This is a genomic window from Pseudoalteromonas sp. US3C1013 (assembly GCF_048401115.1).
In the GTDB taxonomy this organism is placed as follows: Bacteria; Pseudomonadota; Gammaproteobacteria; order Enterobacterales; family Alteromonadaceae; genus Pseudoalteromonas; species Pseudoalteromonas undina.
Genome location: NZ_CP183075.1, coordinates 1196249 through 1220077 on the forward strand (window position 1 = coordinate 1196249; position 23829 = coordinate 1220077).

Sequence of the window (23829 nt, forward strand, 5' to 3'; positions counted from 1 at the left end):
TTTTGATACTTAATGAACAAAGCAAGAGTTTGCTAAAAGATTTAAACATGAATTTTAGTACTTTTGTCGGAATCAGTAATTGAACAAAATTGGCTAATACTATATTATCCCCGTGGATTTTGTGAGGTGCTACTCACACTGAATTAGCTATAAGGAATTAAGCAAAATGACATCTCCAAGGACTTTTAAACCTTCAGGTTCCTCTGATGCCAATTTTTACCGATTATTTGATATATTTGCGTTATTTTTAGCTTTTCAGTGCGCAGCCTTACTCTACAGTTTTAAACTCACTCCGATTTATGCTGCCTCTGCATTAACTGTTGCCCTAAGCTATTTATACAGTGCTGAGCTGTTTTCTACCTATCGCTCTTGGCGTGCAGGGAAATTTAGAACAATGGTAATGTGTGCATGGGGTAGTGTGCTTATTGCTTTTGCGTTTTTATTAGTTGTGTCTTTTGTATTTAAGTTTACCGAGTCGCTTTCACGCGTTGGTGTGGTTATTTGGTTTTTACTAAGTGTGGCTTATTTGTACATTTGGCGCTTAGGGGTTTATTGGTATAAACGTAGTCGCCGTAAACTAGGGCTATCGCAACGCAATGTGGCCATTATTGGTGCCACTGAGTCGGCCGCATACTTACATGCTGAAATAGTTAAACACGATGAGCTTGGGTTTAACTTTAAAGGTTTTTACGACGACAGAAGCCCTGAACGTTTATTTGAACAACTTGAACAGCAGGGCGTTGAGGGCGGTATACAAAGTGCGGTAGATGCTGCTCGCAATGGCGAAATAGACATACTTTATATTGCGCTGCCTATGAAAGCGCAAAAACGTATAGCCGACATTTTATTGCAGTTGGGCGATACCACAGTAGATGTGCACATAGTGCCAGACTTTTTACTCTCAAATTTAATACATGCTCGCATTGAGCATGTCGGTGATGTAGATACACTAAGTGTGTTTGAAGCCCCATGTATTGGTACTCATGAGTTTATAAAACGCACAGAAGATATAGTTGTTTCGGCTATTATTGTTACCTTAATCACCCCATTATTATTGATTATTGCTGCCGCAATAAAGTTGACATCTAAAGGGCCTATTATTTTTAAGCAAGATCGCTATGGCTTAGATGGGCAAAAAATAAAAGTGTGGAAGTTCCGTTCGATGACGGTGACTGAAAACAGCGATGTGGTGACTCAGGCAACTAAAAACGATACCCGCATAACTCCATTAGGTGGCTTTTTGCGCCGAACTAGCCTAGACGAACTGCCGCAGTTTATAAATGTTTTAAAAGGTGACATGTCTATTGTTGGCCCAAGGCCCCATGCGGTTGCCCATAACGAAGAATACCGAAAAAAAGTAGAATTTTACATGTTTAGGCATAAAACCAAACCGGGTATTACCGGTTGGGCACAAATAAACGGCTGGCGCGGCGAAACCGATACACTTGATAAAATGGCCAAGCGAGTTGAATACGACTTACATTACATTAAACATTGGTCTTTATGGTTTGATGTAAAAATAATTTTTATGACAATTTTTAAGGGATTTAAAAGTGAAAATGCGTACTAATACAATTACCACTTTACTCGTTGCGTTAGGCTTATCAGCACCAGCTTTGGCAGTAGAATTAAAGCCAGGCAGTGTAATGACCAAAGATGGCGCTGAGGTTACACCTATGCTGCAGCTGGGTGTAAGTAGCAACGACAACTTTTTTAGCACACCAGAAAACACCGAGTCGCGTTTAATATGGAATATAGCGCCGAGTTTAGAAGCGCTTATTGAAGACGGCCCTGACAGCTATAAATTTGATATTGCATCAAGCACGTCGTTCCACAACAAAGACACCACTGATAATTTCACTCAAGTAAACTTGGGCGCAGGTGTACACAAAGAGTTTACTAGCCAACACCGTTTAGATGTAACAGGCGATGCTGATTGGTTATACGAGCCACGCGGTGCGGGTTTAACCGAAGGTCAAGGTAATGTTGTTGATGAGCTCGTTCATTACCAACAACAAAACCTAAAAGCCCGATATGAATATGGCGCTGTTAGCTCTAAAGCAATGGTTGCTTTAACTGCAGGCTATTATAACAAAAATTATCAAAATTTTACGGCCGTGTCGCAATTTCGTGATTACGACAAACCTATGCTAGGTATTACAGGTTATTATAATACCCAAGCTGGAACCCGTGCCTTTTTAGAAGTAAAGCAAGAAAACTATCGTTACGATGTAATTGATTCAAACGGTATTTCACGTGACTCAGACGACGTTAAAGTGTTGTTTGGTATGGAATGGGAAGCAACAGCTGTTACTTCTGGTTCTTTTAAAGTGGGTTACCAAAATAAAGACTTTGAATCGAACTTACGCGATAACTTTAGTGGTTTAAGTTGGGAAGCTGCCGCTGTATGGAAGCCGCTTTCTTACTCATCACTACAATTAGTTACTAGCCGTGCAGCCAAAGATCCATTAGTGCAAGGCGATTACATTCGTGAAAGCGTTTATGGTGCAACATGGCAGCATGATTGGAGCGACTACTTAAGCTCTGTAGTAAGTGCTAATTACGTTGACCAGCAATACTCTGGTAATTTTAATCGAAAAGATAAAGTTAAAAATGCCCGCCTAGGCTTAAATTATTTAGCAAGCAACTTTGGCATGCTAACAGGCTATGTTGAATTTATTGACCGTAATTCAACTCAAACTAACATTGAGTTTGACCGCGTAATTGTAGGCCTTAACTTTACATTTGCACTAAAGGGTAATGAATGAAGGTTAAAATTTTAACTGGCTTTATATTGTTACTCAGCTTTTGTAGTTTTGCGAGTGATTCGCAAAACTACATTTTAGGTGCAGGTGATAAAATAGAAATTAAAGTTTTTGGCCAACCAGACTTAGATGTAACCTCACTGCTTGGTAATAGCGGTGAGATTAACTATCCGTTTTTAGGTAAAGTTAAACTTGTGGGTTTAAATATTGCGCAAGTTGAGCGAACAATAAGCGAAGGGCTGCAGCCTGATTACTTAGTAAACCCTAATGTGTATGCGCAAGTTATAGAATACCGCCCTTTTTATATACATGGTGAAGTTAAAAAACCAGGTGGCTATCCTTATCAACCTGCTATGACGGTAAATCAAGCAATAGCATTGGCCGGTGGATTAACTGAACGCGCCTCGGTTGATAAAATATTTATTTTTAAAGAGCAAACCAAACAGCAGCAACAAAAAGGTAGTTTAAATAGCCAAATTGCAGCGGGTGACACCATAAAAATAGAACAGCGCTTGTTTTAAGCAGTTTAAGGCAGTAATAATAAAATGAATACACTATCTGAAAAGCCTAGCAACAACGAGGAAGTTATTGATTTAGGTGCTTATCTTAATGTTATTAAGCAAAGTAAATGGAAGATTTTAGGTTTTGCTATTGTAGTTACATTACTAACTATAATGGTTGCGTTAACTTTAGTGCCTAAATATGTAGCTACAGCCACTTTATTGATTGAGTCGGAGCAAACCAAGGCGGTGAGTTTTGACGAAATATATGGCTTAGATTCTACTAAAAAAGAATATTACTTAACTCAATTTGAAGTGATTAAGTCAAACAGTATTGCTCGTGAGGTTATTACTAAACTCAACTTAAAAGAGCATACCGACTTTATTGCTAAACCTTCACTTACAGGTGAGTTAAAAGGCATGGTTAAGCAGCTGTTACCTTTTTTAAATAAAAAAGAAAGCTCAGCGCTTAGCGAAGAAGAGCAAGCAGAGCGAGAAATGTTAGGTTTGCTTGCTGCATTCAAATCGCGTTTGAGTGTCTCTCCTATAATGAAAACGCAATTAGTGCGTGTAAGTTTTGAGTCAAGTGACCCTAAGTTAGCTGCTTTGGTAGCAAATACGGTGGGTGAAGTTTACATTGAAAGCCAAATGCGCGCTAAAATGGGTATTACACAGCAGGCGTCAAGTTGGTTAAATACGCGTTTATCTGAATTGCGTATACAACTAGATAGCTCTGAAGTGCGCTTACAAGCTTACCGAGAAGAACAAAAACTGGTTGATATAGAAGGCATAGCTGGGCTGGTTACTCAAGAGCTTGAGCAAACTTCAAAGCAGTTAGTTGATGCGCGTGCGACTAAAAATAACCTTGAAAGCATTAACCGTGTTATTAACGAATATGGTAACGATAACATAGAGTTACTTGGAAGCATGCCTGAGATTACTTCACATCGTGTTGTACAGGATGTTAAACGCGAAGTTGTGTTGGTTGAGCGTAAGGTGAGTGAGCTTAGTGAGGTTTACGGCCCTAAACATCCTAAAATGATTTCAGCTAAATCTGAGCTTGCCACCGTTAAAACTAACCTTAATAAGCAAATTAAAGGGTTAATTACCGGTATAGAAAAAGAGCTTAATAGAACAACGCGAACTGTAAATGCGCTTGAGCGCGACTTAGCTAAAATTCGTGCTGAATATCAAGATATTACCCGCAAAGAAACACAATATAATCAGCTTAAGCGTGAAGTTGAAACAAACCGTAATATTTTTAATACCTTTTTATCCCGCTCTAAAGAAACCGAAGTAACCAGTGACTTTAGTTCAGCTGCAGCGCGCTTTACAGACCGGGCTTATGCTCCAAGAAACCCTAGTAAACCTAACAAAAAGTTAATTGTTATTTTAGCTTTTGTGGCTAGTTTAGGTTTTGCGGTAGTAATGACCTTTGTTTTTGATGCCTTAAACGACACAGTTAAAAATAAAAATGATGTAGAAAATAAACTCGCACAGCGCATGTTAGGATTATTGCCGCATGTTGCAGTTCCTAAAAAGAGCTATTTTCCGATTCATGCTTATTTAGAAGATACTTATCGCCGCTTTGCTGAGTCGGTACGTACCTTCCGTACTAGTTTACTGTTAACTCATCTTGACCGAGCGCATCAGGTTATTGCGGTTACCTCTACCTCCCCAGGGGAAGGTAAAACCACCACTTCTGCTAATTTAGCGATGTCGTTGGCACAAATGGGTAAGGTATTATTAATTGATGCCGATTTACGTAAACCAACGTTAGCTAAACGTTTTGATATACCGGTATTTCACCCAGGTTTAAGTAATTTAATGATTGGTACTGAGCAATTAGCTGAGTGTGTTCATGTTGATACGCAATCGGGTGTTACAATTATGCCGAGTGGGCAAATACCGTCGAATCCACTTGAGTTGTTGTCAAGCCCACGCTTTGCACAATTGCTTAGTGAGTTAAAAGCGCAGTACGATCATATTATTGTTGATACACCGCCTACACAAGCAGTAAGTGATGCATTGGTAATTGCACAAAGTGTTGATTCAGTTGTTTATGTTGTTAAATCAGACATTACCCGTATTAAACCAATTACAGCGGGCCTAGAACGTTTATTTGAAGTAAAAGCTCACGTTGCTGGTGTGGTACTAAACAAGGTAGATATGAGTAAGTCTAAAGATGAGCATAGCCATGGTTACTATGATTATTACGATTACTCACAGCAACCTGAAAAGCCACAAGTGTAATTAAGTAATTTATGATTGATATTCATACGCATATTTTGCCGGGTATTGATGATGGCGCTAAAGATTTAACTGAATCTTTGGCGCTTTTAAAATTGGCCGAAAACGATGGCATTACTCATATGGTGGCAACGCCACATATACATGTGGGCCGCTTTAATAATGCGACTGCTCAAATACAAAACGATTTAGAGAGTTTAAAGCGAGAGGCACATAAAGAAGGTATTAATGTAAAATTAGCTGCCGCTGCTGAAGTTCGTTTAGACATAGAACTTATGGCAATGGTGATGGCTAATAAACTGCCTTTTATTGGTAAAATAGCAGACAAAAACGTGTTGCTATTAGAGTTACCGCATTCACACATGCCGCAAGGTTACGATAAGTTTATTCAGTGGCTCGCTAAACAAAATATACGCGTTATTATTCCGCATCCTGAACGTAACCGCGATATTCAGTCAAACCTTTATTATATTCAACACTTAAAGCAGTTAGGCTGTGATTTTCAGCTAACGGCATCGAGTATTGAAGGTGAGTGGGGCGAAAGCGCACAAACTATAGCGTTACAAATGCTAAAAGATGGTTTAGTGAACTATGTTGCCTCTGATGCTCACTCAGTAAAACGCCGACCTCCTATATTGAGCCAAGCTAGAAAAACAGTAGCGCAATTATTAGGTGAAGAGCAGGCTACAACGCTTTTTATAACTAACCCGCTGCAGCTAACCGAGTGTTTATTTAATGACTAAATTAAACATGTTCAAGGCAGTTCCTGCTGCTATATTAGCCATGATTGTACTTGTTATCGCTTATACCAGTATGCAAAGTATGCGTGCAAATGCGTGGTACTTTAATGCACTTAATATTGTGCAAGAGTCGGATGGCGCTTTATCTGGTTCATCGCTTCAAGCTGCAGAAAATGCGATTACGTTGGCTACAAATATGGATCCTGACCATCCTCATTATTGGCACTTTTTAGCCCATATAAAAATGCTAGGTTTAGCCGGTATTGATACCACATCAAGTGAGCAGTCAGATAAAGTTAAGCAAACATACCAACAGGCTGAGCAAGCGTTATTAAAGTCGGTTGAGCTTAGACAAACTTGGGCACTAACCTGGATAAGCTTGGCACAAGTAGTAAGTTATCAAGAGGGCCCTACCAAGCGGGTATATGATTATATTCAGCAAGCTAAAAAAGTTGGGCCGTATAAGTTAGATGTTCACTTAGGTATCATCCAAATTGCGTTAATGCACTGGAATGAACTACCACCTACCTACAAAGCCCTTTATGTGAATGAGCTAAAGTTAGCCTCTAAATACGGCTATAAGTTTAATAACATCTTTAGTATGGCGAAAGAAATGAACCGACTACCTATAGTGTGTTTATCGCTTCAATTTGGTTCTCATTATGAGGCTATTAGAAACAGTTGGATGTTTAATAAATACTGTGGTTAAAATACACGCTTCGAGCAACGAGATATGGGCTGCGAGGTACGTGCTAAGGTCTCAGAATTTAGGGTTGATTGTAGACGCATAGCTTGCTCGCTTAACAAGCGCAGCTTCTGGTTTTGAGTATTTTTATCTTCTAAATGCTAAGTGTCTATAACTTCTTTTTTTTAAATAATTCACCAAGACCAAATTGCACCGAGAGAAGCGAATGAGGAGTAAATGAGAAAACACTAACGACTAGGCCTAGTTATTAATTAAAATATTCTGTATTTGTCACTATCTCTAAAAGCGCAGCGTTTCTTAATCCTCCTTGCTCATGATTTGCTTAGATTTAATTGCACTGAGAGAAGCGAATGTGAAGTAAATGAGAAACCAAAGCCATTAACCTAAGTACTAATTATTTTGTCGCTACCTCTAAAAGCGCAGCGTCTCTTAGCCCTCTTTGTGCATAATTTTCTTAAAGATCTTATTGCACTGAGAGAAGCGAATGAGAAGTAAATGAGAAACCAAAGCCACTAACCGAAGTGATTAATTGTTTTGACACTATCTCTAAAAGCGTAGCGACTCATAACCTCTTTGTGCATAATTTCTCTTAAAGATCTTATTGCACTGAGAGAAGGGAATGAGTAGTAAATGAGAAACCAAAGCCCTAATCCAATTGAATAATTATTTTGTCACTACCTCTAAAAGCGCAGCGCCTCTTAATCCTCTTTGTGCATCTTCACTTAAGAGAATATTAACTATCAAGTTGATTGAAAAATCATAAATTAAAGCGCTTGATACCATCAACCAACTTTAGTGTATTAAAGTTAATTAGTAAGCCCGTATTTATATTTGATAGCTTCATATATGTAATCAACTGAGCTGAGTGAATAGGTTGTAGTTTATCAACGGCCTTCAGTTCAATTATTAATTCATTTGGTAATAAAATGTCCAATTTATAGCCTGTTGCAATATATTGTTCCTTGTAAATTATTGGTAGTTCAACTTGATTTTTAATAAATAACCCAGCCTGACATAACTCATACATTAAACAAGATTCATAGCTTGACTCCAATAAGCCAGGGCCTAAGGTTTTGTGTACCTCTATAGCGCAGCCAATAACTATTTGTGTTAACTCGTCAATGTGCATGATTATCCTTATTCAATGGTAACTTTAAGAGTTAGATTTTTTATTTCTGCTTGTATTGATTTAGACTGATTATAGTTTAGTAAAATAATTTATCCTTTACACAACAATTCAAAGCTTACCTAACATAGAAAATTGTATGAGAAAACATTAAATACTAGGCCTAGTTATTAATTAAAATATTCTGTATTTGTCACGTCCTCTAAATCGCAGAACCTTTTCATCCTTTATATGAATAATTCACTAAGACCTAATTGAACTGAGAGAAGCGAATGAGGAGCAAATGAGAAGATCAAACAGATCTTAAGTAGAGCTCATAACTTATAGATAGACGCTGAGCTTGCCCGCGTGAAAAGTACAGCTTCTGATTTTTAAGTGTCATCCTCTAAAAGCGCAGCGTCTCTTAGCCCTCTTTGTGCATAATTTTCTTAAAGATCTTATTGCACTGAGAGAAGCGAATGAGAAGTAAATGAGAAACCAAAGCCACTAACCGAAGTGATTAATTGTTTTGACACTATCTCTAAAAGCGTAGCGACTCATAACCTCTTTGTGCATAATTTCTCTTAAAGATCTAATTGTAATGCTAGGGCAAGTTTCGGGATTAAGCTCGTAACCCGATCCCCGAAGCCCGTTAACTTTTGTCTAGACAAAAAAAGACCCAGAGCTATAAGGAACTCTGGGTTATAGAGGGGCTCACATGTGAGCCCTGCGCTAACTAAAGACACTTTCAGATTCTTAGGGAGAAGAAGAAAGTTATTTAAGTATAGTCAAAAGCTTCAAAAATACACATTTTTGTTCGTTTTTTATACTGCAATAATTACAGTGGGTTACATTTGTTATGCACACCTTTTTTACATTTAAGTTAGGGTTTACTCCCAGTTTATTAACTGCGTATTTTGCACCAAATCTCTAGGTAGTGAGTTTTTAACCTTATTTTTTTGCCACTTTCCTAAACCAATAGGGCAACCACATAAGGTCAGGATCACTTCGCCAGTTGCCTTAACAACCTCATCCAAACGAATGTCTTTACCATTAAAGTAATCACTGGCTTGTTGATTGGTTAATTCCAGTACATTACTTTTACATTGCTTACCAAATACGGTGGCAAACTCGTGAGCAAGGCGTACCCCATTTTTATGAATAACACCAACCTGAATACCTAATCGAGCATATTTAATTTTGTTTTGTATCGCTTCAAATTCATCTGGAAACAGCCAAAGCTCTTTGTCTCGCTGCATTAATGTGCCTGGTAGACTCGTTAAACCAAATTGCTTTTTGAGGGAGCTCATAAACGCACTTTGCTGTTTACTATCAAAGTCACTAAAAGGGAATGCACCTTTTTTAACTTTTAGATTTTGGTTTTCGCAGCTGCTGTGCTTTTTAAATTTAGCAATAAAAAAGCCTTCGCTGTCGAAGGTTTGAGGCCAAACATGTAAGTAACCCTCGTCTGTAGTGGCTTTTTCTGCGCCAGGGAAAAGATCATTTAAAGGCTCTGGCTTAATGTACTCACCAAATTCTTCTAGCAATGCATCACACACTTGCTGGTTTTCGAGAGGGGTTAATGTACAGGTTGAATACACCAATGTACCGCCAGGTTTAAGTGCGTAAAATGCACTTTTAATCAGATCTTTTTGTACTTGGGCAATAGTAACATTTGATTCGATAGACCAATTTTTTAATGCATCGCTATCTTTACGAACTGTGCCTTCACCAGAGCATGGCGCATCTAGCAATATGCTGTCAAAACATTCGAACATGTAATCACCAAATACAACGCCATCAAAATGTGAAAGGGCACAATTACCCACACCCATACGCTTTAACGTAGCACTGAGCACTTTTAAACGAGATGACGATAGCTCATTGGCAACGAGAACCCTCTGGTTATTCATTAGTGCCGCTAATTGTGATGTTTTTGATCCCGGGGCTGAGGCCATGTCGAGTACTGTGTTACTAGTTTGCAGGCTGTGCTTTAGTGCCATTGGCGGCAACATTGAGCTTGCCTCTTGTACGTACATTGCGCCACTTAAATGTAAATCGGTATTGCCCAGCGCTAAATTTTGCTCTTCATTATTTGGGCGCTCAAGCCAGAAGCCTTCATCGCACCACGGAATAGCAGTGAGTTGCCAATTTTTTTGAGCCGCATGGCGTTTAAATTCTTCAACACTCATTTTTAATGTATTAACGCGAACAGACTTACGTAAAGGTCGACGACAGGCACTTAAAAAATCATCTAACGTAAGGTGCTCAGGCAGATAAGTTTTTACGTCGTCAATAAATTGCTTGGGGATATAAGTGTTAGCGTCCACGATTTGGCTCATACAATAAAATTAAAGGCTGATAATAGCATTTTTAGCGATTATTTTCAGTGTTAAAGTCGAAATAGTAGCACCTTTAAAGTGTCGACACCTTATTGTGAAAAACGCACTCAATACTAAAAATTATTATACTTTTGGCTAATGCTGTCGACAATGTGGTGGTTTTTTGCTCATCCTTAGCACTTTTAGGGTTGACACTGTTAGCTAATAAGCACATAGTTAACCCATAAATTGTCGACAATATAAAAATACTTTATGACACAGCACTTTTTAAACGATACCGCAGTTACAACCGCTTCCGATAAAGTGTTTGTAGATATGCGCCGCGAAATTGTAGAAGGCAGTATTGCACAAGGCAGTAAAATATCAGAGCCAGAACTGGCAAAGCGTTATGGTGTAAGCCGTGCAACACTTAGAGAGGCATTAAATCGTTTAGAAAGTTGTTATTTAGTTGAGCGCAAAGCCAATATAGGTTGTCGTGTTGTAGCATTAACCGCGGAGCGTTTAATTGAAGTGTATCAGGTGCGCAGTGCCCTTGAAGGACTTGCATGTAGGTTAGCTGCCGACAATATGGCAGCCGATGAAGTACAAAGCTTGAAACAATTACTGAATCAGCATTTGCAAACTCAGCGTGTTAAAGAAGGTGAGTCGTACTATCAAGAGGCAGGCGATTTAGACTTTCATTATCGAATCATCAAAGGCAGTAAAAACGCTCATTTAATACATTTGTTATGCCACGATCTGTACCAGTTAATAAGAATGTACCGTGTACAAATGGGTATGGTTGGGCCACGCGTATCGAAAGCGTTTGACGAACATTTAGCCATTATTAACGCCATAGAAAACCATGATGGTGAGCTCGCTGAAATGCTAATGAAGCGCCATATCAGTGCTTCTCAAGCAAATATACAAACAAAATTTGATGGATATCAATCAGTACAAGCCACTCAAAATGAAATGGCAAACTAGTACAGATGTAACATTATTAAAAAATACTAAGCTGCCAAAGAGCAGCCCCGTTCAAAGTTAGGAGAAGGTAATGTCAGCAGGATTAAAATTTAAACAGGCAATTGCAAATAACCACCCGTTACAAGTTGTGGGTACTATTAACGCGTATACCGCAATGATGGCAGAAAAAATGGGCCATCAGGCTATTTACTTATCGGGTGCAGGTGTGGCTAATGCCTCATTTGGTATGCCAGATTTAGGCATGACTAGCCTTGATAACGTGCTTGAAGATATTCGCCGTATTACCGGTGCTAGTGATTTACCATTATTAGTTGATGCCGATACAGGTTGGGGCGGGGCGTTTAATATTGCCCGTACCGTTAAAGAAATGACTAAAGCAGGTGCAGCAGGGTTTCATATAGAAGATCAAGTAGCGCAAAAGCGTTGTGGCCATCGTCCTAATAAAGAAATAGTTACTCAAGCTGAAATGGTAGACCGTATTAAAGCGGCAGTTGATGCTAAAACCGATAGCGACTTTTACATTATGGCGCGTACTGATGCATTTCAAAAAGAAGGTTTAAATGCAGCAATAGACCGCGCAGCAGCCTGTGTTGAGGCGGGGGCCGATGCCATTTTTGCAGAAGCCGTTCATGATCTTGCTGATTACCAAGCATTTAGCAAAGCGATTAACGTGCCGATCTTAGCCAACATTACCGAGTTTGGCCAAACACCTATTTACACCAAAGAGCAGTTAAGCGATGTGGGTGTAGAAATGGTGCTTTACCCACTAAGTGCGTTTAGAGCTATGAACAAAGCAGCACTCAATGTGTACTCGGCTATTTTGAATGAAGGGTCGCAACAAAGCCAAATTGAAAGTATGCAAACGCGTGCAGAGCTTTACGACTTTTTAGATTATCACTCGTACGAAAATACGCTAGATAACCTTTTTTCAGCAAAATCTGACAAATAATAAAAAATTCAACAGGAGACAAATCATGGTAGATAAAGCATTAGGTGGCGCAGGCTTACGTGGCCAAGTAGCAGGACAAACAGCATTATGTACAGTAGGGCAAACAGGCTCAGGTTTAACTTACTGTGGTTACGACATTAGCGAACTGGCTGAAAAAGCGCAGTTTGAAGAAGTGTCGTTTTTACTTTCACGCGGCGAGCTACCAACATCAAGCGAACTGGCAGAGTACAAAGCTAAACTTAAGAGCTTACGTGGTTTACCTGAGTCACTAAAAACAGTGCTAGAGAACATCCCTAAAGACGCACACCCAATGGATGTAATGCGTACTGGTTGCTCTATGCTAGGTAACCTTGAAATGGAAAATGACTTTAGCGAAGCAAACGATGCGATTGACCGCATGGTGGCAATTTTCCCAAGTATTATTTGTTACTGGTATCGTTTTACTCATGACGGTGTTCGTATTGAAACACAAACGGATGATGATTCAGTAGGCGCACACTTTTTAACGCTATTACACGATAAAGCGCCAAGTGAATTATTTGCACAAGTGATGAATGTATCACTAATTTTGTACGCAGAGCATGAATTTAATGCCTCTACTTTTACTGGTCGTGTGTGTGCATCTACGTTATCTGACATTCACTCATGTGTTACTGGCGCAATTGGTACCTTACGTGGCCCACTGCATGGTGGTGCAAACGAAGCCGCAATGGATATGATTGAAAGCTTTACTAGTGCTGACCAAGCTGAAGATGCGCTTATGGGCATGCTTGAGCGTAAAGATAAAATTATGGGCTTTGGCCACGCTATTTACCGCGAGTCAGATCCACGTAATGTTATTATTAAAAAATGGTCTGAAAAATTAGCCGCAGAAGTGGGTGACGATGTGCTTTACCCAGTGTCTGTTCGCTGTGAAGAAGTAATGTGGCGTGAGAAGAAGTTATTCTGTAATGCCGATTTCTTCCATGCATCAGCGTACCACTTTATGGGTATTCCTACTAAGTTGTTCACGCCTATCTTCGTAATGAGCCGTGTAACCGGTTGGACAGCTCACGTAAAAGAGCAGCGTGCAAATAATCGTATTATTCGCCCAAGTGCCGATTACACAGGGCCAGATGCGCGTAGCTACACGCCAATTGAATCAAGAGGCTAATTAGTTAGCGTTTAAGGTGAGCACTCGGCTCACCTTTTATTGTTTATAACGCTTTTACCGCACTCTCCTCCGTCACCAAATTAGCGAATTTATTATGACCATTATTAATAACACCCAATACCGTAAGCCATTACCAGGCTCAAATGTAGATTACTACGATACCCAAGCCGCGGTAGATGCCATTAAACCAGGCGCATACGCTACTCTCCCTTATAGCTCGCGTGTATTTGCCGAAAACTTAGTGCGCCGCTGTGAACCCGATATGCTAACCGATGCGCTTAGCCAAATAATTGAGCGCAAGCAAGATTTAGATTTTCCATGGTATCCGGCACGCGTTGTATGTCACGATATTTTAGGGCAAACCGCTCTAGTTGATTTAGCTGGCCTGCGTGACGCTATTGCTGCAAAAGGCGGCGATCCTGCAAAAGTAAACCCAGTTGTACCTACTCAACTGATTGTTGACCATTCATTAGCTGTTGAGCACGCAGGCTTTGATCCTGAAGCGTTTGAGAAAAACCGCGCTATTGAAGACAGACGCAACGATGACCGTTTCCATTTTATAAACTGGACAAAAACCGCGTTTAAAAATATTGATGTGATCCCGCCGGGCAATGGCATCATGCATCAGATTAACCTTGAAAAAATGTCGCCGGTTATTCAAAATCGTGATGGTATTGCATTCCCAGACACGCTAGTAGGTACCGACAGCCATACACCGCATGTTGATGCATTAGGTGTTATTGCTGTTGGCGTGGGCGGCCTTGAAGCCGAAAGTGTAATGCTAGGGCGCGCATCGTACATTCGTTTACCAGATATTGTTGGCGTAGAGCTTACCGGTAAACGCCAACCGGGCATTACTGCAACCGATATTGTATTGGCTATTACCGAATTTTTACGCGAGCAACGTGTGGTATCGACTTACCTCGAATTTTACGGTGAAGGTGCAGATGCACTAACCCTGGGTGACAGAGCGACCATTTCGAACATGACCCCAGAATTTGGCGCAACCGCCGCTATGTTCTACATTGACGATAAAACTATTGATTACTTACGTTTAACAGGTCGCGATGAAGAGCAAATTGCACTAGTAGAAAACTACGCTAAAACAGCAGGGCTATGGAGCGACAGCTTAAAAACAGCGCATTACGATCGTGTGCTTAAATTTGATTTATCAAGTGTAGGGCGCAACATTGCAGGGCCTTCAAATCCGCATCGTCGTGTATCTACCAGCGATTTAGCTAAAGAAGGTATTTCGGGCGTTGTTGAAAACGAAGAGGGCTTAATGCCAGATGGCGCGTGTATTATTGCCGCTATTACTAGCTGTACTAATACCAGTAACCCGCGCAATGTAATTGCGGCAGGTTTATTAGCGAGAAATGCAAATGCCAAAGGATTAATGCGTAAACCTTGGGTTAAAACCTCATTGGCACCGGGTTCTAAAGCAGTACAATCGTACCTTGAAGATGCAAACTTATTACCAGAGCTTGAGCAGCTTGGTTTTGGTATTGTTGGTTTTGCCTGTACTACCTGTAACGGTATGAGTGGTGCACTAGACCCTAAAATTCAACAAGAAGTCATTGAACGCGATTTATACGCAACAGCGGTGCTTTCGGGTAACCGTAACTTTGATGGTCGTATTCATCCGTATGCAAAGCAAGCGTTTTTAGCGTCTCCACCGCTTGTGGTTGCTTATGCTATTGCTGGTACCATTCGTTTTGATATAGAAAAAGATATCCTCGGTAAGGATCAGCAAGGTAACGATGTAACCTTAAAAGATTTATGGCCATCTGATGAAGAAATAGATGCAGTGATCAAGCAAAGTGTTAAGCCTGAGCAGTTTAGAAAAGTATACGAGCCAATGTTTAACTTAACCGTTGATTACGGCGAAGATAACGACCCATTATACGATTGGCGCTCTGAAAGTACGTATATTCGTCGCCCTCCTTATTGGGAAGGAGCATTAGCAGGTGAGCGCAGTATGAGTGGTATGCGTGCATTAGCGGTACTTGGCGATAACATTACAACCGATCATTTATCACCTTCTAATGCGATTATGGCAAGCAGCGCGGCAGGTGAATACCTGACTAAAATGAACGTGCCAGAAGAAGATTTTAACTCGTACGCAACGCACCGAGGCGATCACTTAACCGCGCAGCGCGCCACGTTTGCCAATCCTAAATTATTAAACGAAATGGTATTGGATGAAAACGGCGAAGTGAAGCAAGGATCGTACGCACGCATAGAGCCAGAAGGTGAAAACACGCGTATGTGGGAAGCCATCGAAACCTACATGCAGCGCAAACAACCGCTTATTATAGTTGCCGGTGCCGATTATGGGCAAGGTTCGTCGCGCGATTGGGCGGCAAAAGGTGTAAGGCTTGCTGGTGTTCAGGTTATTGCAGCCGAAGGGTTTGAACGTATTCATCGTACTAACTTAATTGGTATGGGCGTTTTGCCGCTTGAGTTTAAGCCAGGCACAACGCGTAAAACACTTAATCTTGATGGTAGCGAAAGCTACGATGTAAAGGGTGAGCCAACACCAGGAGCAACTTTGGAACTGGTTATTACACGTAAAAATGGTGAGGTAATAAACGTACCAATGAAGTGCCGATTAGATACGCAAGAAGAGCTCTCTATTTACGCTGCAGGCGGTGTTTTACAACGCTTTGCGCAAGACTTTTTAGAAGCTACGCAAGCATCATAAGGACGCACATTTATGTTTAAACCACAAATTAAAGTGCCAGCGACATACATGCGTGGTGGCACCAGTAAAGGCGTATTTTTTAATTTAACCGATTTACCTGCGCCTGCCCAAGTGGCAGGTGAGGCGCGCGATAGCTTATTATTGCGCGTTATTGGTAGCCCAGATGCATACGGTAAACAAACCGATGGTATGGGTGGCGCAACATCAAGCACCAGTAAAACCGTTATTTTAAGTAAAAGTGAACAGCCCGATCACGATGTTGATTATTTATTTGGTCAAGTCGCGATTGATAAAGCGTTTGTAGATTGGAGTGGCAACTGCGGTAATTTAACCTCTGCAGTTGGCGCATTTGCAATCAGTAATGGTTTAGTCGATAAAGGTAGAGTACCTGATAATGGCATTGCCATTGTGCGTGTATGGCAGGCTAACATTAAAAAAAGTATTTTAGTGCATGTACCCATGATCAATGGTGAAGTACAAGAAACCGGTGATTTTGAGTTAGATGGTGTTACCTTTCCTGCCGCTGAAGTAAAGCTTGAATTTATTGACCCTGCTGATGGTGATGGTGCGCTATTTCCAACAGGCAACGTAGTTGATGATTTAGAAGTTCCAAACGTGGGCACGTTAAAAGCAACTATGATCAATGCTGGTATTCCGACTATTTTTGTAAATGCCAGTGATATTGGTTATACCGGTGTTGAACTACAAGATGACATAAACGCTGATGAAGCCGCACTCACTAAGCTTGAAAGCATTCGTGCCCATGGGGCAGTAAAAATGGGCTTAATTAATAATATTAATGAAGCACAAGCACGCCAGCACACACCTAAAGTGGCATTTGTGGCTTCTCCACATGATTATATATCTTCAAGTGGTAAGCAGGTTAATGCAAGTGATATCGATTTGTTAGTCCGTGCTATGTCAATGGGTAAGTTACATCATGCAATGATGGGCACTGCCGCTGTCGCTATTGGTACTGCTGCGGCAGTTGAAGGAACATTAGTTAATTTAGCCGCCGGTGGTGGTGCTATTAATGAAGTTAACTTTGGTCACCCTTCGGGCACATTAAAAGTGGGAGCAGAGGCGGTGGTTACAAATGGCCAATGGCAGGTTAGCAAAGCCAGTATGAGCCGCAGCGCGCGTGTTTTAATGGAAGGCTGGGTAAGAGCGCCATTTGATTTTTAAACATTATATAATAGCTGATGGCTTTGAGAGCATCAGCTTTATAGTTACCATGTAGTTTAAAATAAATCGTTAATTATCCAAGGTTATAACACTGTTGTTTTTTATTTTTTATAAAGCTATCAAACTCATTGTTTGCATGCATATTCGCAATTTCAGTATTTATATCTTCCAAAATAGATTGCCATTGTGATGCACTTTTAGTTACAGAATAATATAGATTTTTGTATTCAATGCTTGGCATTAATGCAACGAGCGCATTTAGCATCCTTTTTTTATCTCTATTTGATAAAAGTGACTTGTAAACGCTGGCTTTAAGTACTTCTAAGTCAGCAACAATAAGCTCAACACGACCGTTTAATAGCAAGTGAATAAGCTGATATTCACTGTTTGCCACAATGGTTTTTATTTCACCTTGATCAATAAGTTCATCGAGTTTAGCACTATTCTTGTATGAACGAACGACGCCCATCACTCGGTTTTTTACAGAGTTAATGCTGCCATCGTAGTCAATAGTATGATCCTTTAGCGCAACAAATGATAAATAGCCGCCTGGAATAGGTTCTGATAGCGCCAATAACTGATTTCGTGTTTTTGTTAGAATATTTTCGGATATGACATCGTCGTCAATATAGTACTCAGGAAATAATATATCGGCTTTGCCTAGCTCTGCTTCGCGAACTGCACGCGCCCAAGGATAAAATTCAATATGAACGCCATAACCACGCTTTACCAGCATGCTAACTGTGAGCTGGTATAGCCAGCCTTTATTGCATAAGTTATCGTCTATGTAGGGAGGCCAGTTGAGAGTGACTAAACGAAGGACGGTATCAGCCTCTAAATTATAACCGTAACCGCTTTTGTATTTTTCGCCAGGAAGGGTGATATTTTTATCATTAACTGTGTAAGTTACTGGCGCAGGATCTGCGTAAGCAAAAAGTGAAATAAATAAGGTAGCGACTAAAAATATTCTCATAAGGATAATGCATTTTTATATGTACAGTTAAGTTTAGTGTGTTATCTGGAATAAACAACTTAAATGGTAAGGTTCTTTTAGTATTCATACAATTAAATATAGCCTTAAAAAGCGATAACTATTAACATGCGAATACAAGTAATTTAACTTAAATACGATTTAGTACTTATTTTATTAATAACATGAAAATTCAATCGTATTAAATAGAATAACTATATAAATAATTTTCATATTACTCTATTTCTAGGTGCTGTAATAAATCACCAATTGTGTTGGTATGATAATTAAAGGTGTTTTTACAAGAGGGAACTTTTATGGCTAATAAGCCAATAAGTGAAGATAATCCATTTGCTAATTTATCTGATGTGCAATGTGAACACATCCAAAATTGGTATCAAAAGCATATTTCTTTAACTCTAACCACGTTGCTCAAAGGCAGTAAGTCTGGTCAAGTAATAGACAGTAAATTAGAGCGCGCGTTAAACGAAGCATTAAAAAACAGTAAACAGACCATAACCTATAAAGGCGATGGTAATTCGCCTATAAAATTACAAAATGCCAGTGTATTGGCCGAGCTCAAAGATACACGTGATTTGTTTCATGGTGCACAAGTTAAAATAAATAAGTTAGAACAAAAAATAACAACAAGTGCTGACGAAATACAATTACTAGAGACTCAAAAAAGCGAACTACAACTAGAAGTACGTAGTTTAAAGCAACGGTTAAACCATGTTTTATCGAGATTAGAGTCGCAAGGCGTTTCGTTTCAAAAAAGCCATTATGTAGGGCGTATATTAGTACATGCTTTACGAGCAAGCTTTGAAAATTGGCAGCAAACGCCCTCTGGTGAGTCTTTCAAAAATCATGATTTTTATAAGCTTTTTCCTCGGGTGTTATACTCAAGTTTACTAAAAGAGATAGAAAAACTGCTAGGGGAGCATGATTATAATAAAATAGAACGCTCGTTGAGTGATTTTGTGTTTCAACAAAAGGGCTCTCCAGTAGAGAATTGGCCAGATGAAGACCCGATATACGAGACACGATTAATTAACCAAAAACAGTCAGAGCTTTTAATTAAGTTACAAAGCCAACACCAGCAGCGAAAAAACTTTACCGCCTATTTAGAAAAGCGTCTTTCTAATACTGGGTTTACGCATAAGCACAGTGATTTACTAATGACATTAGTTGAGTTTGCGACAAATGATGAAAATAGTAAGTTTTCTAGTTACTGCCATTAATTAGCAGTATTTGTTTGGCTAGTGAGCAGTAAAGGTGAAGTTAGAGGAGACTGTTGAAGCCCAAGTTGCTTTAGCCTAGCTGCAATATTGCCTTGCGTGAGTGCTTGCTTTACCCATTTATACAAGGTGCTTATATCTAGCGTGTGGTTTGGGCGGAGTAATAATTGATGATTATAGGTTTGTGTAACTCGCTCAGACACAAGTAGCAAACGCTTGCTTTTTGGATACTTGCTAAAGTATTGATTTAGGTAAGAGCGAGTAACAATAGCGCAATCGCTGCGTTTTTTTAATACTAATTCAATACTTCTTTTATGGCTGCTTAATAAAGTCATTTTATATTCGTTTTCAAGAACTGAGGGGCTACTTTCATAATTAGCTAACGGATAATGGTAGCCTAAAATACCCACTAAGGTTTTATCTTCTAAGTTATCAAACCAGGCTTGAGATTTTGCAAATTGCCTTAAAGCAATAAATACTTCTGTATCTATTGCTATAACAGGGGAGTTACTAATTACATTATTCCCTTGTTGCCACCCCCAGTTCGGGTTCTCAAAAAAAACCGAATCGAATAGGCCTTTTTGGTAATCCTTAAAGCGACGAATAGGCGTGGTTAGTACTAATTCAAAATGATAAGAAGACTGTATTTTATTGAGCTCGCTTATTAATTCAACGGTAAGACCAGAAACACGCCCATCAACAATTTCTATATAAGGAGGGAACTCATAGCCACCTACTTTAACCACCGTTTTTGCATGAGCCTCTTCAACTGAAAAGCCAAGTAAGGCTAGTAAAATGAGCGTAACAAACTTCATAGTTAAATCCTTTCTTAGCGTGCTTTTGATGTATTAATTTAAAAGATAGTCTATTTGTTAACATAGTATGAATTATCAAGCAATAAATACTGACTTTGCAGGGTGATTAAATGGATGTCATCCGACGGTGTTGGATATTAACCAATATCGGTGCAGTTTTGCTTTATGTTGGGTGATGTTTGGTGTTGGGGTGTTTCACCGATGTCGGGTGGCGTGGCTTCGCCACTTAACCGACCTACATTCTTTTTTTATTGTGTAGATATGTAGAGAGGGTAGTGCTCTATCTTTTTTAACAGTGTAGATATGAAGATTGGTACGACTGAGTGGATTCGAACCACCGACCTGTGGAGCGGGTGATTAAGAGTAGGTAGTGCTTTTTCTTGAGGTATTTTTTGAATTGGTACGACTGAGTGGATTCGAACCACCGACCTCTGGACCGGGTGATCAAGAGTAGGTAGTGCTCTTTCTTTCTTACAGTGCAGATATGGAGATTGGGACGACTGAGTGGATTCGAACCACTGACCTCTGGACCGGGTGAGCAAGAGTAGGTAGTCCTTTTTCTTTTTTAATAGTGTAGATATGGAGATTGGTACGACTGAGTGGATTCGAACCACCGACCCCTACCATGTCAAGGTAGTGCTCTAACCAACTGAGCTACAGTCGTACAATTTTAAATTCTTAAATTAAATATACTTTTGGGGGTAAAGTATATTTGGTACGACTGAATGGATTCAAACCACTGACCTCTGGACCGGGTGATCAAGAGTAGGTAGTGCTGTTTCCTCCAACGTACTTTAAATACATTATTTACTAATTTTGGTACGACTGAGTGGATTCGAACCACCGACCCCTACCATGTCAAGGTAGTGCTCTAACCAACTGAGCTACAGTCGTACTGCATGTATTTAAGAGTTGTTAATTGCTTAACAACGGTCGCTAATATATAGCGTGATGGGGAGTGAATCAAGCATGTTTATGCTATTTGAGTTTATTTGCCGTTTTTTTATTCATATTGGACTGATTTCACACGTTTTATAAAATTTTTGCCACCATATAACATGCTCTTTTGCTGACGATTTTAGCTGAGCGAGTAAGTTTTTAGCGTTTGGGTCAAGAAGGGCATTTACTCCTTCACTGCTTACTGCTTGATTAAACCACAGTTGCACATACAGCGGCTGCAATGTTTCTAAATAACCACTAAGCTGCGCTTGATAAGGCTGAATTTGTTTCAAGTAATATTTATTGAATATATTACTGACAATTTTAGCTTGCTGCTTGTTTTTACCCTTTGGGCATATATCTTCAAGCGTTAAAGTGTTTACAAACTGGGTTGCCGCATGATTTAAGCTAATTTGTTCACGCGCGGCTTGAATAAGTTGTTGGTTAAACTCGTATCTGTTAAGCGGCTCAAGCGCTGACAAAATATCATCACTGTTTATTGCCATACTATTTTGGTTTTCTATTAGCTGTTTTATGGTAGTTAGCTTTTTAAGCCCCTCAACTGTGTCGCTAAACCCAGCCGGTTGAGTGCTGAGCTCTTGACCGGTTAATTGCCAACTGCTGTTGAGCTCGGGTTCACTAAATAACATATTGTTGAAAAACTGAGTGAGCTGAGCTTGTTTTTGAGTTTTTGCTGCAGCAATTTTGTTGTAAATCTTGCTCTGTTTATCCAAGCTATTTAAACAGTTTTGCGCGCTTTGAATAAAATCTATTTGGTACTTCAATTTACTAGCAGCGGTGGCTGTTTTACCTAACTGATTATTATGCTCGCTTATTAAAACGTTCAGTTTACATTGGCTAATACCAGCAAGTTCAGTTATGCCAATTTTAATTGCTGGTTGTAAAGCTTCAACAGGCTCAACTAAAGTAAGTTGTTGCAATGGGTTTGTGTTTGGCTTAGGAACTTGCAAGGTACTACTTAAGCGAGACAAATAAGTTTTATTTGCCTCACTGGGCTGCTCTGCGCAGCCAAAAAGTAAGATACAACACACTACCAGTAACCATTTAAGTGGCAGTGTGGTAGTTATAGATTGATTAAGAGAGAATAAATGGTTCACGTTTAAATCGCCTATGCACTGTCAGCATCAGTAGTACAGCTGCAACTGATAATCCAACGATGATACCTATCCAAAAACCGTGAGGGCCCATTGCTGGCACTATTAAGTCTGTTCTTGCTAATACGTAGCCTAAACTAAAGCCGATTAACCAATAAGAGATAAAAGTGATATAAGAAATAGGCGCGGTATGCTTTAACCCTCTTAATATACCATTTGCAGCCACTTGTAATGCATCAGGAAGTTGATAAATACAGGCTAAAATCATAATTGATGAAGCAAGTGCGAGTACCGCAGGGCTATCGCTATAAAGCTCGCTAATCACATCGCGACCTATAAAAGTAATAAAAGCAATAAATAGAGCGATAATTGCCGCTAAAATATAACTTGTAGACACGGCTACTTTTAATTGATCTAAATGATTTTGCCCAAATAAATTACCAATTCGTATGCTAATTGCAATTGAGAGGCTAAGAGGCATCATAAATAATAGTGCCGTAACACTGGCTGCAATTTGATGGCCAGATACGGCCACCGCACCTAAGTGCGCAATAAATAAAGGTATACAGGCAAACAAGGTTACTTCAAAAAAAGTGGCTAGTGATATAGGAATACCGAGTTTGGTAATAATACCTATGGTTTTAAAGTTAGGTTTTTCAAAGCCTGTTAATAAGCCTTTGGCGTCTACTTTTTTGCTGAGTTGGCAATAAGTCACCTGCGCAATGGCCATAACAGTAAATACGAGTGCGGTAGCAATACCACAACCGGCTCCGCCAAATGCTGGTAGGCCAAATAAGCCATTGATAAAAATATAATTGAGTGGAATATTTACCGCAAGCCCCAGTAGGCTAATATAAAATGCAGGCTTGGTCATCCCCATGCCTTCAGTCATATTTCTGTAAACGGTAAAAATTAAAAAGCCAAATACACCCCATTTAACAAAATGAATGTAGTCAAAAGCAAGTCCAGCAATTGCAGGGGTGGTATCTAGCTGTAAAATAACAGTATTGGCAAGCTGCGCTGCACTAAAACCAGCAATACTTAAAAGGAGTGTTAAATAAAGGGCTTGCTGAAAATAATGGCTGATGCCGTTACGATCTTTAGCACCAGCGAATTGTGCAATAACGCCCGTTAATGCTAATAAAATCCCTTGTATTGCCAATAAAATTGGGTTCCATATCCCCGTTGCAATTGACAGTGCAGCTAAATCGGTAGGACTCACTTGTCCGGCCATAATGGTGTCAACCACAGACATTAATACTAAAGTTACTTGTGCTAAAAAAACGGGAACGGCAAGAGAAAGTAAACGTTTGGCTTCCCAACTACAAAAAGTCATAAAAAACAGCTATTCAGAAAAACATAGTCGCATTGTAATCTATTGTGATCT

General features: G+C 39.7%; 18 protein-coding genes and 2 tRNA genes. 12 read left to right on the forward strand and 8 right to left on the reverse strand.

Annotation, left to right across the window (positions count from 1 at the left end):
* The first annotated feature begins 166 nt into the window (after positions 1-166).
* The 6 genes from ACNSN2_RS05545 to ACNSN2_RS05570 are packed head-to-tail and all read left to right on the forward strand — an operon-like array spanning position 167 to position 6964.
* Positions 167-1570: an undecaprenyl-phosphate glucose phosphotransferase gene (locus ACNSN2_RS05545; RefSeq protein ID WP_418608730.1), complete on the forward strand. Its 1404-nt coding sequence runs from the start codon at positions 167-169 to the stop codon at positions 1568-1570.
* The gene (locus ACNSN2_RS05550) at positions 1554-2768 is read left to right on the forward strand and encodes an outer membrane beta-barrel protein (RefSeq protein ID WP_418608731.1); all 1215 of its coding nucleotides are present in this window, start codon (positions 1554-1556) and stop codon (positions 2766-2768) included. Before ACNSN2_RS05545 ends, ACNSN2_RS05550 begins: the two co-directional genes overlap by 17 nt.
* The gene (locus ACNSN2_RS05555; RefSeq protein WP_250653005.1) at positions 2765-3286 is read left to right on the forward strand and encodes a polysaccharide biosynthesis/export family protein; all 522 of its coding nucleotides are present in this window, start codon (positions 2765-2767) and stop codon (positions 3284-3286) included. Before ACNSN2_RS05550 ends, ACNSN2_RS05555 begins: the two co-directional genes overlap by 4 nt.
* Positions 3287-3310: 24 nt before the next feature.
* Positions 3311-5518 (forward strand): GumC family protein, encoded by a 2208-nt coding sequence (locus ACNSN2_RS05560; RefSeq protein ID WP_055011813.1) that lies wholly within the window; start codon positions 3311-3313, stop codon positions 5516-5518.
* Positions 5519-5529: 11 nt separating this feature from the next.
* Complete coding sequence (locus ACNSN2_RS05565) at positions 5530-6258, forward strand: tyrosine-protein phosphatase (RefSeq protein WP_418608732.1); 729 nt, start codon at positions 5530-5532, stop codon at positions 6256-6258.
* Complete coding sequence (locus ACNSN2_RS05570) at positions 6251-6964, forward strand: VpsP family polysaccharide biosynthesis protein (protein ID WP_418608733.1); 714 nt, start codon at positions 6251-6253, stop codon at positions 6962-6964. The genes ACNSN2_RS05565 and ACNSN2_RS05570 overlap by 8 nt, the downstream gene beginning before the upstream one ends.
* A 754-nt stretch (positions 6965-7718) precedes the next feature.
* Here ACNSN2_RS05570 and ACNSN2_RS05575 read toward each other — a convergent pair.
* Together ACNSN2_RS05575 and rsmF are read right to left on the reverse strand one after the other, a co-directional pair.
* Positions 7719-8090: a GxxExxY protein gene (locus ACNSN2_RS05575; protein ID WP_138570616.1), complete on the reverse strand. Its 372-nt coding sequence runs from the start codon at positions 8088-8090 to the stop codon at positions 7719-7721.
* Between the two features lie 866 nt (positions 8091-8956).
* A complete protein-coding gene (gene rsmF, locus ACNSN2_RS05580) occupies positions 8957-10396 on the reverse strand; it encodes a 16S rRNA (cytosine(1407)-C(5))-methyltransferase RsmF (RefSeq protein WP_418609043.1) in 1440 nt (479 codons plus the stop codon).
* Positions 10397-10660: 264 nt separating this feature from the next.
* On the opposite strand from rsmF, the gene ACNSN2_RS05585 reads away from it, so the two are divergent.
* From ACNSN2_RS05585 to prpF, 5 genes are all read left to right on the forward strand, one after another.
* Positions 10661-11374, forward strand: coding sequence for a GntR family transcriptional regulator (locus ACNSN2_RS05585; RefSeq protein WP_010389679.1), 714 nt, complete (start codon positions 10661-10663; stop codon positions 11372-11374).
* A 70-nt stretch (positions 11375-11444) separates the two neighbouring features.
* Positions 11445-12323 (forward strand): methylisocitrate lyase, encoded by an 879-nt coding sequence (prpB, locus tag ACNSN2_RS05590; protein ID WP_138570618.1) that lies wholly within the window; start codon positions 11445-11447, stop codon positions 12321-12323.
* 25 nt (positions 12324-12348) lie between these two features.
* Entirely contained in the window at positions 12349-13476 is a 1128-nt protein-coding gene (gene prpC, locus ACNSN2_RS05595) for a bifunctional 2-methylcitrate synthase/citrate synthase (RefSeq protein ID WP_290158224.1), read from the forward strand.
* A 94-nt stretch (positions 13477-13570) separates the two neighbouring features.
* Positions 13571-16180 carry a Fe/S-dependent 2-methylisocitrate dehydratase AcnD gene (acnD, locus tag ACNSN2_RS05600; RefSeq protein WP_418608734.1) on the forward strand — a complete coding sequence of 870 codons (2610 nt, stop codon included), beginning with the start codon at positions 13571-13573 and terminating at the stop codon, positions 16178-16180.
* Between the two features lie 12 nt (positions 16181-16192).
* Positions 16193-17365: a 2-methylaconitate cis-trans isomerase PrpF gene (prpF, locus tag ACNSN2_RS05605; RefSeq protein WP_418608735.1), complete on the forward strand. Its 1173-nt coding sequence runs from the start codon at positions 16193-16195 to the stop codon at positions 17363-17365.
* Positions 17366-17438: 73 nt separating this feature from the next.
* Here the strand turns inward: prpF and ACNSN2_RS05610 are convergent, their stop codons facing one another.
* On the reverse strand, positions 17439-18338 hold the full coding sequence (locus tag ACNSN2_RS05610; protein WP_418608736.1) for a substrate-binding periplasmic protein: 900 nt from the start codon (positions 18336-18338) through the stop codon (positions 17439-17441).
* A 314-nt stretch (positions 18339-18652) separates the two neighbouring features.
* Here ACNSN2_RS05610 and ACNSN2_RS05615 point away from each other — a divergent pair, with 314 nt between their 5' ends.
* On the forward strand, positions 18653-19576 hold the full coding sequence (locus ACNSN2_RS05615) for a hypothetical protein (RefSeq protein ID WP_138620960.1): 924 nt from the start codon (positions 18653-18655) through the stop codon (positions 19574-19576).
* On the opposite strand, the gene ACNSN2_RS05620 is transcribed toward ACNSN2_RS05615, so the two are convergent.
* The 5 genes from ACNSN2_RS05620 to ACNSN2_RS05640 form a co-directional block, all read right to left on the reverse strand.
* Positions 19573-20388, reverse strand: coding sequence for an amino acid ABC transporter substrate-binding protein (locus ACNSN2_RS05620; protein ID WP_418608737.1), 816 nt, complete (start codon positions 20386-20388; stop codon positions 19573-19575). The genes ACNSN2_RS05615 and ACNSN2_RS05620 overlap by 4 nt on opposite strands.
* 587 nt (positions 20389-20975) lie before the next feature.
* Positions 20976-21052 (reverse strand) — tRNA-Val (locus tag ACNSN2_RS05625).
* Between the two features lie 153 nt (positions 21053-21205).
* Positions 21206-21282: transfer RNA gene (locus ACNSN2_RS05630), tRNA-Val, on the reverse strand.
* A 113-nt stretch (positions 21283-21395) separates the two neighbouring features.
* A complete protein-coding gene (locus ACNSN2_RS05635; protein WP_418608738.1) occupies positions 21396-22445 on the reverse strand; it encodes a DUF3080 family protein in 1050 nt (349 codons plus the stop codon).
* Positions 22423-23778, reverse strand: coding sequence for an MATE family efflux transporter (locus ACNSN2_RS05640; RefSeq protein ID WP_138604919.1), 1356 nt, complete (start codon positions 23776-23778; stop codon positions 22423-22425). Before ACNSN2_RS05640 ends, ACNSN2_RS05635 begins: the two co-directional genes overlap by 23 nt.
* Positions 23779-23829: the final 51 nt, after the last annotated feature.